Raw genomic sequence first — 14,421 nt, forward strand, 5'->3', positions numbered from 1 at the left:
ATAGGGGGCTATTATTTAGCGATAACAGCCCCATTTTTATATTGCGTGTGTTATTTTCTCTTTTTTTTAGATGGAGTAATTTCTTCTGCAACTTCCATAACAAGTTCTTCAGTCTGAGAACTTTGAACATTAGATCTGTCTTTAGTTTTCTTCTTAGCTTTGTTATTCTTATTTTTTGCCATCTCAAATATCTCCTTTAAAAAAAAATAAAATAATTACGGAAATAGTATGCCAGGTATTTTCTGATCTTATACATAAATTGAAAAAAATTTAAATTTTTTGGCGGTCGAAGCAGGGAGAGATGTTATATAAATGCAAAAACATGGTTATACTGAGAGTATAATTTTAACTTGAAGGGATAATTATGGAAACTAAGACACAGTCAAATTTTATAAATACAATTATTGAAAAGGATTTAGAGTCAAAAAAGCATGATCAGATCATAACGAGATTTCCGCCAGAACCAAATGGCTATTTGCACATAGGTCACGCAAAGAGTATATGCTTAAATTTTGGCATTGCTAAACAATTTAATGGCAAGGTAAATTTGAGATTTGATGATACCAACCCTACTAAAGAAGATGAAGAATACGTAAATTCGATTCAAGAAGATATAAAATGGCTTGGATTTAAGTGGGATCAGCTGTTGTTTGCATCAAACTATTTTGACACTATGTATGCTAAGGCAGTGCTCCTGATTAAAAAGGGACTTGCGTATGTATGTGAACTAACTCCCGAAGAAATGAAAGAATATCGCGGAACTCTGAGTGAACCAGGCAAAGATAGTCCGTATCGCAATAGAAGTGTGGCAGAAAATCTAGAATTATTTGAAAAAATGAAGAATGGAGATTTTCCAGATGGATCGCGTGTGTTGCGTGCCAAAATTGATATGAGTAGCCCAAACATCAATTTCCGTGACCCTATTTTATATCGCATTTCTCATAATACGCATCACAATACTGGCGATAAATGGTGCATATACCCAATGTATGACTTCGCGCATTCTCTAGAAGATGCTATAGAAGGGATCACGCATTCGATATGTACGCTGGAGTTTGAAGATCATCGCCCGCTATACGATTGGGTGGTTCGAGAATGTGAAATGGAAAGCGTTCCTCGTCAGATAGAGTTTGCGCGCCTAAATATGACCAATACAGTTATGAGCAAGAGAAAGCTTAAGTTGCTAGTAGATGAAGGAATAGTTGACGGATGGGACGATCCCAGAATGCCAACTATATCAGGGCTTCGAAGACGCGGCTATACAGCAGAAGCAATTAGAAACTTATGCTTCGAAATTGGTGTTGCAAAGGCAAGTTCGGTAGTGGATTCTCAGATGTTAGACTATTTCGTACGAGAAGACTTGCTKCCAAAGGCTCCTCTGGCTATGGCAATCATCAATCCTCTAAAAGTGGTTATTACAAATTATCCAGAAGATAAAACTGAGTATGTGGAAATTGAGAATAACCCTAAAAACGAAGCAATGGGAAGCAGAAAAATTTTGTTTTCAAGAGAGATTTATATAGAACGAGATGACTTTATGGAAGTGCCTGCAAAGAAATATTTTAGACTGTTTCCGGGTAATGAAGTGCGCCTTAAGGGAGCATATTTTATAAAATGTACCGATGTTATTAAAGAYGATGCGGGCAATGTAACAGAAATCCGAGCAACATACGACCCAGAAACTAAAAGTGGAAGTGGCTTTACTGCACGAAAAGTAAAATCCACAATTCATTGGATAAGCGTAAAAGATGCGSTGCCATGCGAGTTTAGATTTTTTGAGCCATTGATAGAAGATGATAAAGAAGAAAATAAAGGGAAGCATTTCTTAGAACAAATCAATCCAAATTCGCTTCAAATATTTGAGGGATATATAGAAAAAGAAGCGATTAAAAATGCAAAACCATTGGATAAATTTCAGTTTGTTCGACATGGATTTTTCAATGTAGATACCAAATATACTACAAAAGACAAGCTAGTATTTAATCAAATTGTGCCATTAAAGAGTTCATTTAAAATATAATATAGATTGCCAGCATTGGAAGCTGCAAAAAATTTGAAAATTTTGGAATAAATTTCGAGTGGTGCTAATATTATAGAGTTATAAGATTGACAATGGGGTCAGCATTCATTTTTGGGGATGCTGGCTTTTTTTATATTTTGTTGACAATGGGGTCAACGCCTGTATTTGCATGGGTGTTGATCTTTTTATATTTTAAGAGGGGGAAATGAAAATGAAAAAATTTGGTGGCGCAATTGCAATTTTAGTATCTATGATAGGAATAACAGGATGCAACAGTGAGGTAGCGGATGATAATACTGTAAAAGTTGGATTATTACATTCGTTGACAGGTTCGATGGCAATTAGCGAAAAATCCGTGCGCGATGCGGAGGTGTTGGCAATCACTCAGATCAACGAAGCAGGGGGAGTTTTAGGAAAGCAGATCGAATACATCTCCGAAGATGGTGCATCTGACCCCTCAACTTTTGCAACAAAAGCTGAAAAACTAGTTGATAGCGAAGATGTGGCGGCGGTTTTCGGTTGCTGGACCTCTTCATCACGCAAGGCAGTAAAATCGATATTCGAAGATTATGGCGCATTACTATGGTATCCTGTTCAATACGAAGGAATGGAAGCGAGTAGTAATATTGTATACACAGGAGCGGCTCCAAATCAGCAAATCGTACCTGCAATAGAATATCTGATAGACCAAGGTTACGAAGACTTTTTCTTATTAGGATCCGACTATGTATTTCCAAGAACTGCCAATATGATCATAGAAGCTCAGCTTGCAGCTTATGATGACATACATATAGTGGGAGAAGAGTATGCAGATATGGAGCAAACCGACTTCGCGGCTATCATCGCAAAAATAGAAGAAGCCGATCCAGACGTAATAATAAATACGCTAAACGGAACTGGCAACGTATCGTTTTTTAAGCAAATGTCTGAGAAAAATTATACAGCAGAAGATTATATGACTATGTCTTTTTCGATTGCAGAAGAAGAGGTTGCGACAATCGGGGCAGAGATATTACAAGATCACTTGGTTTCCTGGAACTATTATCAAACTACAGATACACCAGAAAACGAAGCATTTGTTGAAGCGTACAAAGACATGTTTGGTGCCAACAGAGTAACAAGCGACCCGGCTGAAGCGGCATACAACGCGGTTTACCTATGGAAAGCGGCGGTAGAGATGGCAGGCAGCTTTGCGGTAGAAGATGTGTTAGACGCAATAGCAACAGGGGCAGTATCTTTTGATGCGCCAGAAGGAACCGTCATAATCGATGGACAAAATCAGCATCTAGCAAAGCCGGTGCGCATAGGAGAAGTAAGAGAAGAYGGGTTGATCTACGAAGTATTTGCAACAGGAGAGGCAGTAGCGCCAGATCCATATCTAACAACCTATGATTGGGCAGAAATAATACGTTAAAAATTTGTGAGGGAGAGGGTAAGAATGRATCAATTTGTAAATACACTATTTAATGGATTGAGTTTGACATCAATAATTTTATTGGCCTCGTTGGGCTTATCAATAACATTTGGTTTAATGCGCGTAATTAATATGGCTCATGGAGAATTTATCATGATTGGTGCATATGCAACATATGTGGTGCAGATGGTGTTTGCAGCAGTGGTGCCAGAGCAATTTCAAAGTTGGTATTATGTGGTTGCGATACCGATAGCATTCTTGGCGGCATTTGCAATCGGAAGTCTACTAGAAAAGTTGGTAATTTCGAGATTATATGGTCGTGAAATTGATTCGCTTCTAGCAACATTTGGAGTCAGCCTTATATTACAACAATTGGCAAGGTCCATTTTTGGTGCGCAAGGCGTAAATGTAAAAGCACCAGAATTTTTGTTTGGAGGTATTTCGATAGGAGGAATTACCCTTTCGTATAACAGACTTTTCATAATTTTCAGCGTGGTAATGTGTATTGTATTGACATGGTACATAATGTATCGYTCGGGATTTGGCAAACAGATGAGAGCAGTAATGCAAAACAGAGGAATGGCACAATGTATGGGCATAAATTCGAGGCGAGTAGATAATCTGACATTTGCAATAGGTTCGGGAATTGCGGGGATAGCAGGTTGTTCGATATCGCTGCTAGGCTCGGTGGATTCCACAGTGGGGCAAAACTATATCGTGTATGCCTTTATGGTGGTAGTGTTGGGCGGCGTTGGAAATCTCAAAGGCAGTGTGATCGGTGCGGCAATCATAGGGTTTGCTAGTATATTTGCAGAGAACTATACATCCGCAACGATGGCAAAAGCAATTGTGTTATTCATAGTGATAATATTTTTGCAAAAGCGGCCACAAGGATTGTTTGTAGTGAGAAGTAGAGACTTAGATTAAGGGGGGATTGCAATGAAAGGAAAAGGAGAAAATATCAGCTTTGCGGTGATTGTAATAATTTTAGCGATGGTTCCGGTGCTATTGCAATTAAACTTAATAGGCGGAAGCTCAACAGTAATCTTTATAGGAAAATGCATGGCATATGCAATTGTGGCGATAGGCATAGATCTAATTTGGGGATACACAGGAATACTCAGCTTGGGGCATGGGCTATACTTTGCGCTCGGGGGTTATGGGATGGCAATGTACTTAAAATTGGTGAGTACGGGAGGAGAAATTACGGACTTTATGCGAGTGGGAGGTATAGAAGAATTACCATTAATATGGAAAATATTTGAATATCTACCAAATGCGATGTTTTTTATGATAGCCATTCCGGCAGCAGTGTCATTTTTGGTGGGCTATATGATGTTTAAAAATAGAGTTAAGGGAGTATACTTTTCGATCATCTCGCAGGCACTAACATGGGCCATGTATTCAATATTTATTTCGCTGTCGCCATATACAAATGGAAACGTTGGAATAACAGAAATCAAGTCGTTGTTTGGAAGCGTAAAAGGAGATGCCAACCGCGGAAATATGTTTTTGTTGTTCTATGCGACACTGGCAGTTCTGATACTGGTTTATGTATTTGCAAAGTTTTTGGTAGGTCGAAAGTTTGGAAGAGTGTTGGTTGCGATCCGCGATGGTGAAAACAGAACTTATTTTTCGGGATATAGCGTAAGTTTGTTTAAGACTTTTGTATACGTATTRTCTGCAGTAATTGCGGCGGTAGCAGGCGCGATATTTGTAAACTTTAACGGAAGCATTACGCCGTCTGAAATGACGATAGAGTTTTCGATCATGATGGTAATTTGGGTTGCAGTAGGAGGTCGAGGTACCATAATCGGAGCAGTAATCGGGGCTTTTTTGATCAACATTGGTCAGTATAACCTGAGCTCTGGAATTTTTGTAGAAGCGTGGCAATATATAATTGGGGCAGTATTTTGCTTAACGATCCTATTTTTTAAAGGTGGATTGGTGGGCTTGGCAAAAGAGCAAATCCCAGCTGCAATAGCAAAGTTAAAAAAGCGCAAGTCGCCGACAGTGGTCGTGGCGATATCAAAGGAGGCATAGGCTATGTCAGATACAGTAATAGATATCCGTCAAATATCAGTTTGCTTTGATGGTTTTCACGCATTGACAGACGTGACATCCAAAGTTAGACGCAACACAATTCATTTTTTTATAGGCCCAAATGGTGCGGGCAAAACAACTCTGCTAGACATCATATGCGCAAAGACGAAGCCCACTTCGGGGAAGGTTTCGTTTTTTCCTAAAGGGCATAACGGAATATTGCTAACGGGAATGAAGGAATATCAAATTGTGAGAAAAGGTATAGGCCGCAAATTTCAGGTGCCATCGGTGTTTGTAAATCTAACAGTGAGAGAGAATATGGAGCTTTCGTTAAAATCGCATAAAGGCATTTGGGATAGTATCTTAAAAAAGCCTTCGCTACAAGAATATTCAGAAATCGAGCGGGTGCTAAGAAAAATTGATTTGCTAGACAAGATAGACACCAGAGCTGGGGCATTGGCGCATGGGCAAAAGCAGTGGCTAGAGATTGGAATGCAGCTAGTGCAAAAGCCCGAAGTAATTATGCTAGATGAGCCAGCAGCAGGCATGGGTAAGCCAGAAACGTTTAAAACCGGAGAAATTTTAAAGGAAATAAAAAAGGAATGTACAATAATCGTGATAGAGCATGATATGGAGTTTGTGAAGCAAGTGGCAGATGTTGTAACAGTACTACATGAGGGAAAGGTGCTCAGAGAAGGGCATATCGACGACATCCTAAATGATCAAACTGTTCAAGCCGTCTATCTGGGAAGGGGATAAGAGCCATGATAAAGATTAAAAATTTGTATACGTATTATGATGAAAGTATGATTATCGAAAATTTATCGCTTGATATTCCGGCGGGAGAAATCGTAAGTCTCATTGGCAGAAACGGAGTAGGCAAAAGCACCACGCTAAAAAGCATCATGGGTCTCGCCAAAACCCCAAGGGGTAGCATCTCGCTCGAYAGCACAGATATCACCAACCTCCCTACCTATAGCAGAGCAAAAATGGGCATCGGATATGTGCCGCAAGGCAGAGATATATTTCCGCAAATGACGGTAGAGGAAAATTTGGAGCTGGGACTGCAGCCGATTGGAGGTCGTGGAAAAATCCCAGAGTATCTATATGACTTATTTCCGATACTGCCGCAGTTTGCAAAGCGAAAAGGAGGAGATTTGTCGGGTGGGCAACAGCAACAACTGGCGATTGCGCGTGCGTTGGTGGCGGAGCCAAAAATTTTGATACTCGATGAGCCCACAGAAGGAATTCAGCCGTCGATAATTGAAGACATCGGTGTGGCCATAAAAAAAGTAAACGAATGGAAAGGGATTACGATATTGCTAGTGGAGCAATACTTAGATTTTGTTCTAAAGAATAGTACAATAATAAACGTGATGGAAAGAGGCGAGGTAATTCTGACTGTTACAGCGGACRTTGCCGATGGAAAGCAAATTCAAAAATTGATGACACACTAAGGGGCCGTTGGGGCTCTTAACTCCGCCGGAAAAGGTCGTAAAAGCAACGCTACCATTTTATTTGGCAATGATAGTGGTTTTGATGCTAGTAACATTTATACCGCAGATCAGCTTGTGGTTGCCTAGCTTACTAATAAAATAGCAAAAAATACCTCTTATGCGAGCATCAGTTGCGGCACAGGAGGTATTTTTTTATTGATGACATTGTTGGCTTGCCAGTTTTGCCCGAAACAAGTTCCATAAAGTTTCGGTATCGCCAGATGCGTTTGGGATGATATACGCCTTCGTTGCAATATAAATATACGTAACATCTTTGCGTTTCCATACGCTGTCGACTTGCGACCATTTAAATGTCATATGAGAATTATTCGATGCGGCAATAGTAATGCTATCAGATGTGAATGCTAAATCATAAGCAAACTTGGGTTGAGCCAGCTGAAATCGATTACATTCCTTCTTTATAGATGCCTCAAATGTTACAACGTATACAAAAGGAACTGTAAGCATTACAAAAAATAATACGGCGGCAAAAATGAGTGAATCTTGCGTTTGTATTGCAGATACTGTGGCAAATATTCCAAGTAACCCAAATATGGCAACGAACACAACTGCCGCAATCAGCTTGCGTTGATGTATCCAAACGTCAAATCTGGCAAATTTAGTAAACTCAATATCGTCTAAAGCAACTGAAAATTTTTGCTTATCTTCCACTGTAGCACCTCCTTTATCAGAAAAAGTATACACGATTTTTGTCTAAATTACTAGATTTAATGTTAAAATTGCCTTGAAATTTTCTAGTATTTGGTATTACAATAAATAAAATCAATTTTTAGAAATGAGGTAAATCATGCATTTAACACCACGAGAAATGGAACGACTGATGATTCATCAAGCGGGAGAACTGGCAAAGGCTAGGCGAGGAAGAGGGCTCAAGCTAAATTATGTAGAAGCGGTGGCGTACATTTCGTCCGAGCTATACGAGCTGGTGCGCGACGGCAAAACGGTAACCGAGCTGATGCAAATAGGAGCAACTTTTTTGGAGCGAGATGATGTTATGGAGGGTGTTCCAGAGATGATTGAAGAAATTCAGATAGAAGGAACTTTTCCAGACGGTACAAAGCTGGTTACGGTTCATAACCCAATACGATAAAAAGAAGGAGCGGAGGATATGATTCCTGGAGAGATAATATTAGCAAAGGCAGCGATCGAAATCAATGCCGAAAAAAATACAAAGACGATTAAGGTTAGAAATSTGGGAGATAGGCCGGTTCAAGTTGGGTCTCATTTTCACTTTTTCGAAGTAAACAAACTCTTGCATTTCGAAAGAGCGCAAGCATATGGATATAGACTCAACATCGCGTCGGGAACGTCGGTGAGGTTTGAGCCTGGCGAAGAGAAGCTTGTAGAAGTGGTAGAGCTTGGTGGAAATAAAACTTGCGTCGGCCTAAATGGGATGACAAATGGAAAAATAGAAACTACAGCAGAAATRATAGAAATAATAGAAGCAGTAGAARAAATGATGGAATTGACAGAAACGATAGAGGTGTRTAGATAATGATAATATCCAGAAGTAGCTATGTATCGATGTTTGGGCCCACTGTTGGTGATAAAGTTCGGCTGGCAGATACGGATTTRTTTATTGAAGTAGAAAAAGATTATACGGTATATGGAGAAGAAGTTAAGTTTGGTGGCGGAAAAACTCTGCGAGATGGAATGGGATCTAGCGCAACGGCAGCCTCCGACGCCGCACTAGATGTGGTAATCACCAATGCTCTGATACTAGATCACTGGGGAATTGTAAAGGCAGACATAGGCATCAAAGACGGCAAAATTGCAGGTATTGGAAAGGCAGGAAATCCGGATATCCAAGATGGAGTATCGATGATTGTTGGTGCAAGCACAGAGGCTATTGCTGGTGAAAACATGATCATCACCGCAGGCGCGATCGATACGCATATCCATTATATCTGTCCTCAGCAAATAGAAACAGCGTTATATAGCGGGGTGACCACAATGATTGGAGGTGGCACTGGTCCTTCTGCAGGAACAAACGCTACCACTTGTACACCCGGCCCTTTTAATATAGAACGAATGCTCGAGGCTGCAGAAGAATATCCAATGAACTTGGGCTTCTACGGAAAGGGTAATTGTTCCACAGAAGCGCCTCTTGCAGARCAGATTATCGCAGGTGCAATGGGACTTAAGTTGCATGAAGATTGGGGATCGACTCCGGCAGCGATCGATCAGTGCCTTACAGTTGCAGATAAATATGATGTGCAAGTTGCCATACACACAGACACATTAAACGAGGCAGGGTGTGTAGAAGATACTATCGCGGCCATTGCGGGACGAACCATCCACACGTTTCATACAGAAGGAGCAGGAGGAGGCCATGCGCCAGACATAATTACTATTGCGGGGATGGAAAATGTATTGCCAGCTTCAACAAATCCAACCATGCCATATACGAGAAACACGCTAGATGAGCATCTAGAYATGCTGATGGTGTGTCATCATTTAGATAAAAAAATTTCAGAGGAYGTTGCATTTGCCGATTCGCGAATTCGCCCCGAGACTATTGCGGCGGAGGATGTGCTGCATGACATGGGAGTTTTTTCGATAATGTCTTCAGATTCTCAGGCAATGGGRAGAGTAGGCGAAGTAATTACCAGAACATGGCAAACAGCTCACAGCATGAAAGTCCAAAGAGGGCCGCTTCCCGAAGATAAAKCGGGTAACGATAATTTTAGAGCAAAGAGATATGTTGCAAAGTATACAATAAACCCTGCAATAGCGACGGGCTTTGCGGAACATGTGGGGTCTGTTGAGGTGGGCAAAATCGCGGACTTGGTCATATGGAAACCAGCGTTTTTTGGAGTAAAGCCAGAGATGATTATYAAAGGAGGTTTTATTATTGCCGCAAAGATGGGTGACGCCAATGCATCGATCCCGACACCGCAACCAGTAATATATAGAAATATGTTTGGGGCAGCTGGAAAGGCRAAATATAAAACCTGCGCAACGTTTGTATCAAAAGCAAGTTTGGAGAATGGCATCAAAGAGCGATTGGGCCTTGAAAAGATGTTGATCCCGGTATCGAACTGTAGAAATATTGGCAAAAAAGATTTAATACACAACAATGCGACGCCGTCAATTGTAGTAGATGCAGAAACCTACGAAGTTGTAGTGGACGCAGAAGTGATAAAAAGTAATGTTGCAATGACACTGCCGATGACGCAGTTATACTATTTATTTTAGGAGGCAATTATGTTAATAGAAAAAGTTATAGGAAATATAGAAGATTATCAAAACTATGTTCCCACAAAAATCGAAATTGAGTGGCACGAGCGTCACAAGAGAATTATTAAGAAAGGCGATATTGCCATAAGATTTGACGATGCGCAAGCGGCTGTAGGTCTAAAAACTGGCGACGTATTGGCAACAGAGGGGGCGGTAGCGTATGTTGTAGAAATATTGCCTGCAGAAGCATTGATTATCAATGTGCCAAATGCAGCGATGGTAGCAAAAGTGTGCTATGAAATTGGCAATAGACATGCTCCGCTATATAAAGGAAGCGATCCTCTAGAGTTTTATACAACGGTAGAAGAGCCGATCAAAGTGTTGCTAGAAAAGCTGGGYGTTGCGGTACATGTTGGAGAGGCAGTGTTTACAGACCAAAATATGATTTCGGGTTCAGCAGGGCATTCGCATTCTCATGATGGCGGATACGAYGGCAGTGATGGCAAGTTAGAAGGTAAATTTTATGCGCACACCCACAAGCACTAGCTTATACTTGCTGATGCAGGTAAACGATGCGGTATTTCCAATAGGATCTTATAATCATTCGTATGGATTAGAATCATATATCGCATATGACAAAATTAAAAATAAGGCAGACGCAATTGCCTATATTTCTTCCAATTTAAAAATAATGGCAACATATACAGAACTGCTATCGGCATCGTTGGCATTTGACTATGCAGAAACAAACTGTGCCGAAAAATTATGCGAGCTAGACAAAACGCTTCTTGCCTTAAAGTCTGCAAAAGAAATTCGAGAAGCCAGCCTCAAATTGGGTAACCGATTTATAAAGACCATAACGTCTATGGGGATAGTGATGAAATTTGTACACTTGCTTAACTATTCAGTAATATATGGTGCGTTTTGTAGTGGCATTGAAGTAGATAAGAGAACCGCGTTGGAGTTTTATATTTATTCGCAAGTCTCGGCAGTTGTTATAAACTGCGTTAARACAGTGCCTCTTAGCCAAACCGAAGGACAGCAGATCTTACATGAAATGGCAAAAGAATATGACGAAATTATTGACAAAGTGTTGGCTGCACACGAAGAAGATCTGGGGTTGGCTTCCCCTGCATACGATATACGATGCATGCAACACGAAACGCTCTATTCGAGATTATATATGTCATAAGCAAAATTGGTAAAATAAGAAAGAGGAATGTATATGAATTATGTAAAAATAGGGGTTGCAGGGCCGGTGGGATCGGGAAAAACTGCCTTGATCGAATGCTTAACGAGGAGGCTTTCGGCAGAATATAGTATTGCAGTTGTAACAAATGATATCTATACAAAAGAAGATGCGGAGTTTTTGGCGCAAAACAGTGTGTTAGAAATAGATAGAATTATAGGAGTAGAAACGGGAGGCTGCCCGCATACGGCAATACGCGAAGATGCTTCTATGAATTTGGAGGCAATAGATGAGTTGACCAAGCGCTTCGATGACTTGGATATCATATTTGTAGAAAGCGGTGGAGATAATTTATCGGCAACATTTAGCCCGGAGTTGGTTGATGCGACGATTTTCGTAATCGATGTTGCTGAGGGAGATAAGATTCCGCGAAAAGGTGGACCGGGAATAACTCGATCTGATCTATTGCTAATCAATAAGATAGACCTTGCACCATATGTGGGAGCCAGCCTTGATGTGATGGAGCGCGATGCAAAGTTGATGAGAAAGGGCCGTCCATTTGTTTTTTCGAACATAAAAGGTAATGTGGGCATTGACGAGGTTGTTGCTTGGATTAAGAGTGATATATTATTAGAAGGATATAGCAATGACAAATAATTATGCTCAAATTTCTGAATTAAATATTAAAATGAGAGATAATATATTGTATAATTGTTACTTTACGTCGCCGTTTAAAGTAATGACACCGTTTGCTGCAGATGATGGGTTTGTATCGGTGATGCTTCTCTCATCATCTGCAGGAATTATGGAAGGCGATACGCAAAATATAGCAATAGATATAGAAGAAAATAGCAAAGTGGAGATAACATCTCAGTCATATGAGAAAATTCACAAAATGAAAACTGGCTGCGCAACGAGGGAAACAGCCATTTCTGTTGCAAGCGAATCTGAGTTACTATATACCCCGATGCCAACCATTCCGTTTGCAGACTCCGCTTTTGCTAATGTGACAACGGTGAAGTTAGCGGATGACGCATCGAAGTTGATGTTTGCRGAAGTGTTGGTTGCGGGGCGGGTTCATTATAATGAAGTTTTTCGATAYAGATATTACAAATCTAGGCTCAAAATTTATGTTGCAGAAGAGTTGATATATTTTGATAACGCGAGGTTTGAGCCACAGGAAATGGCGATGTCGGGATTATTGCTATATGATGGGTATACGCACCTGTTGCATGCGGTTATGGTAGGATATGGCAGCAAATCGATAGTGGCGATAAGAGAATATTTGAGCAACATAGCGGAGGAAGTACTATTTGGTGTGAGCCAAGCYCTTGGAGATGCCGTAGTGGTAAAAGTATTGGGATATAATTCGCAAGTRCTGATGAGTATTATAGATAAATTGAAGCAACTAAAAAAAGGGTCACAGTAATCTGTGAACCCAATAAAATTATCCCTTTAGCGCCCCAACCATAATTCCTTGTACAAAATATTTTTGTACAAATGGATATAAAATAAGCATAGGAGCTGTTGATACAACGATAACCGAGTACTGTAACATGTTTTGTAGGTTTTCGCGGTATAAAATTTCTTCCATAGTGTATCCGGCTGACGACATTTCTGTATTCTGCCCAATGATTAAAATATCTCGCATGATTAGTTGCAATGGATAGTAGTCAGGAGTGTGTAGATAAATCATTGCGTTAAAGAATGCGTTCCAGTGGCCAACMGCATAGTATAGCGTGATTACTGCAATGATAGGCTTTGACAGCGGAAGTACAATTTTTAGCAAGTAGCCAATGTCGCTGCAGCCATCCATTGTAGCCGCTTCGAGTAGCTCGTTGGGAATCGACTTCTGAAAATATGTGCGAGTGATAACCATATTCCAAATGCCAAGCGCCCCAGGAATTATCATAACCAGCGGATTGTCAATAAGATGAAGATCTTTGTATAGCAAATAGGTAGGAATCATTCCGCCGTTAAACCACATTGTGAACGCAAAAAATAGTGTAATCTGATTTCTATACGGAAGCTTGGAGCGAGATAGCGCGTATGCTGCCATAACAGTCATCGCAACGTTGATTGCGGTGCCCGAAACTGTATATAAAAATGTATTTTTGAAGCCAGTTGGAATGCTGTTGTGTTCTAAAATAGCCTTGTACCCATCGAAAGTGATATCCAAAGGCCAGAAGACAACTTCTCCGGCAGCGACGCGGGCGCCAGAGCTAAATGATGATATGAAAATATACCACAAAGGATATAGAATAATTATCGCAGTAAAGATAAGTAAAGCATAAACGATAACATAAAAYACCTTGTCGGAATTGAACTCCCGCTTAGGTTTTTTTGGTGTAACTAATTTTGTAGTTGGCTGYAAATTTTCTACCATAAGCTCATCTCCCCATATTTCTGTGCTACTTTATTAACAATAAAAATCAGTATAAACGCAATGACGGACTGAAATAATCCTACTGCAGAGGTATAGGAAACATCTGGAAATGATGCGGCGATACCCATCTTATATACATAGGTAGAAATAACCTCCGATGCCGATGCGTTGAGAGAGTTTTGCATAAGTAAGGTTTTYTCGAAGCCTACATTTAAGATGCGTCCCAAGCTAAGAATCAGCAAAATGGTTATCTGCGGGATGAGGGCAGGAAAGTCGATGTGGCGGATTCGTTGAACTACGTTGGCGCCATCGACCATAGCCGCTTCGTGTAAACTTATATCAACGCCCGTCAAAATCGCAATATAGATGATCGCAGAAAAGCCCATCGTTTGCCAGATCCCAGACCAGACATATACCGACGAGAATGCCTCGGGCATAGCAAGCAAATTGAGGCTATAGTCTATTCCAAAGACCCCAAGTAGATTGTTGATCAGTCCGTTTCGAGGGTCGAGAGTTTTCATTATGATAGAAACCATAACAACAACTGAAATAAAGTGAGGCGCGTATGTAATGATTTGAACAGATTTGCCAAACTTTTTGTTAGGACAGTACTTTAGTAATATTGCCAAAATTACAGGAAACGGAATACCCACAACAAGCCCATAAAGACTG

17 protein-coding genes are annotated in these 14,421 nt (G+C 40.4%); 13 read left to right on the top strand and 4 right to left on the bottom strand.

The window, feature by feature from the left end; genetic code table 11:
- Positions 1–50: 50 nt before the first annotated feature.
- Positions 51–182 carry a hypothetical protein gene (locus EPU_RS14415; protein WP_010167779.1) on the bottom strand — a complete coding sequence of 44 codons (132 nt, stop codon included), beginning with the start codon at positions 180–182 and terminating at the stop codon, positions 51–53.
- A gap of 182 nt (positions 183–364) precedes the next feature.
- Here EPU_RS14415 and EPU_RS06390 point away from each other — a divergent pair, with 182 nt between their 5' ends.
- From EPU_RS06390 to urtE, 6 genes are all read left to right on the top strand, one after another.
- Positions 365–2,020, top strand: coding sequence for a glutamine--tRNA ligase/YqeY domain fusion protein (locus EPU_RS06390; RefSeq protein WP_029488138.1), 1,656 nt, complete (start codon positions 365–367; stop codon positions 2,018–2,020).
- Positions 2,021–2,231: 211 nt separating this feature from the next.
- A complete protein-coding gene (gene urtA, locus EPU_RS06395) occupies positions 2,232–3,434 on the top strand; it encodes an urea ABC transporter substrate-binding protein (RefSeq protein WP_083792579.1) in 1,203 nt (400 codons plus the stop codon).
- 24 nt (positions 3,435–3,458) lie between these two features.
- A complete protein-coding gene (gene urtB / locus EPU_RS06400) occupies positions 3,459–4,361 on the top strand; it encodes an urea ABC transporter permease subunit UrtB (protein ID WP_029488140.1) in 903 nt (300 codons plus the stop codon).
- A gap of 12 nt (positions 4,362–4,373) precedes the next feature.
- Positions 4,374–5,477, top strand: coding sequence for an urea ABC transporter permease subunit UrtC (gene urtC / locus EPU_RS11750; protein ID WP_044149706.1), 1,104 nt, complete (start codon positions 4,374–4,376; stop codon positions 5,475–5,477).
- Between the two features lie 3 nt (positions 5,478–5,480).
- Positions 5,481–6,236, top strand: coding sequence for an urea ABC transporter ATP-binding protein UrtD (urtD, locus tag EPU_RS06410; RefSeq protein WP_010167791.1), 756 nt, complete (start codon positions 5,481–5,483; stop codon positions 6,234–6,236).
- Between the two features lie 5 nt (positions 6,237–6,241).
- Complete coding sequence (gene urtE, locus EPU_RS06415; protein WP_029488141.1) at positions 6,242–6,934, top strand: urea ABC transporter ATP-binding subunit UrtE; 693 nt, start codon at positions 6,242–6,244, stop codon at positions 6,932–6,934.
- A gap of 192 nt (positions 6,935–7,126) precedes the next feature.
- Here the strand turns inward: urtE and EPU_RS06420 are convergent, their stop codons facing one another.
- On the bottom strand, positions 7,127–7,645 hold the full coding sequence (locus EPU_RS06420; RefSeq protein ID WP_010167793.1) for a YcxB family protein: 519 nt from the start codon (positions 7,643–7,645) through the stop codon (positions 7,127–7,129).
- Between the two features lie 136 nt (positions 7,646–7,781).
- On the opposite strand from EPU_RS06420, the gene ureA reads away from it, so the two are divergent.
- From ureA to EPU_RS11760, 7 genes are read left to right on the top strand one after another with little or no spacing between them, the layout of a single operon-like run.
- Positions 7,782–8,084 carry an urease subunit gamma gene (gene ureA, locus EPU_RS06425; protein ID WP_010167794.1) on the top strand — a complete coding sequence of 101 codons (303 nt, stop codon included), beginning with the start codon at positions 7,782–7,784 and terminating at the stop codon, positions 8,082–8,084.
- A gap of 18 nt (positions 8,085–8,102) precedes the next feature.
- Positions 8,103–8,489, top strand: a complete 387-nt coding sequence (locus EPU_RS06430; RefSeq protein ID WP_010167795.1) for an urease subunit beta — start codon at positions 8,103–8,105, stop codon at positions 8,487–8,489.
- A complete protein-coding gene (ureB, locus tag EPU_RS06435) occupies positions 8,489–10,192 on the top strand; it encodes an urease subunit beta (protein ID WP_029488142.1) in 1,704 nt (567 codons plus the stop codon). The genes EPU_RS06430 and ureB overlap by 1 nt, the downstream gene beginning before the upstream one ends.
- Positions 10,193–10,201: 9 nt before the next feature.
- On the top strand, positions 10,202–10,720 hold the full coding sequence (locus EPU_RS11755) for an urease accessory protein UreE (protein WP_052296471.1): 519 nt from the start codon (positions 10,202–10,204) through the stop codon (positions 10,718–10,720).
- Positions 10,698–11,366, top strand: coding sequence for an urease accessory protein UreF (locus EPU_RS06445; RefSeq protein ID WP_029488143.1), 669 nt, complete (start codon positions 10,698–10,700; stop codon positions 11,364–11,366). The genes EPU_RS11755 and EPU_RS06445 overlap by 23 nt, the downstream gene beginning before the upstream one ends.
- Before the next feature lie 33 nt (positions 11,367–11,399).
- Entirely contained in the window at positions 11,400–12,020 is a 621-nt protein-coding gene (gene ureG / locus EPU_RS06450; RefSeq protein WP_010167802.1) for an urease accessory protein UreG, read from the top strand.
- Positions 12,010–12,792 (top strand): urease accessory protein UreD, encoded by a 783-nt coding sequence (locus tag EPU_RS11760; RefSeq protein WP_052296472.1) that lies wholly within the window; start codon positions 12,010–12,012, stop codon positions 12,790–12,792. Before ureG ends, EPU_RS11760 begins: the two co-directional genes overlap by 11 nt.
- Before the next feature lie 18 nt (positions 12,793–12,810).
- Here the strand turns inward: EPU_RS11760 and EPU_RS06460 are convergent, their stop codons facing one another.
- Positions 12,811–13,749, bottom strand: coding sequence for a carbohydrate ABC transporter permease (locus tag EPU_RS06460; protein ID WP_029488145.1), 939 nt, complete (start codon positions 13,747–13,749; stop codon positions 12,811–12,813).
- A partial coding sequence (locus EPU_RS06465; RefSeq protein ID WP_029488146.1) for an ABC transporter permease subunit occupies positions 13,743–14,421 on the bottom strand: 679 nt, incomplete at its 5' end. The genes EPU_RS06465 and EPU_RS06460, both read right to left, overlap by 7 nt.

The sequence above is a fragment of the Candidatus Epulonipiscium viviparus genome, assembly GCF_000171335.1.
GTDB lineage: Bacteria > Bacillota > Clostridia > Lachnospirales > Cellulosilyticaceae > Epulonipiscioides > Epulonipiscioides viviparus.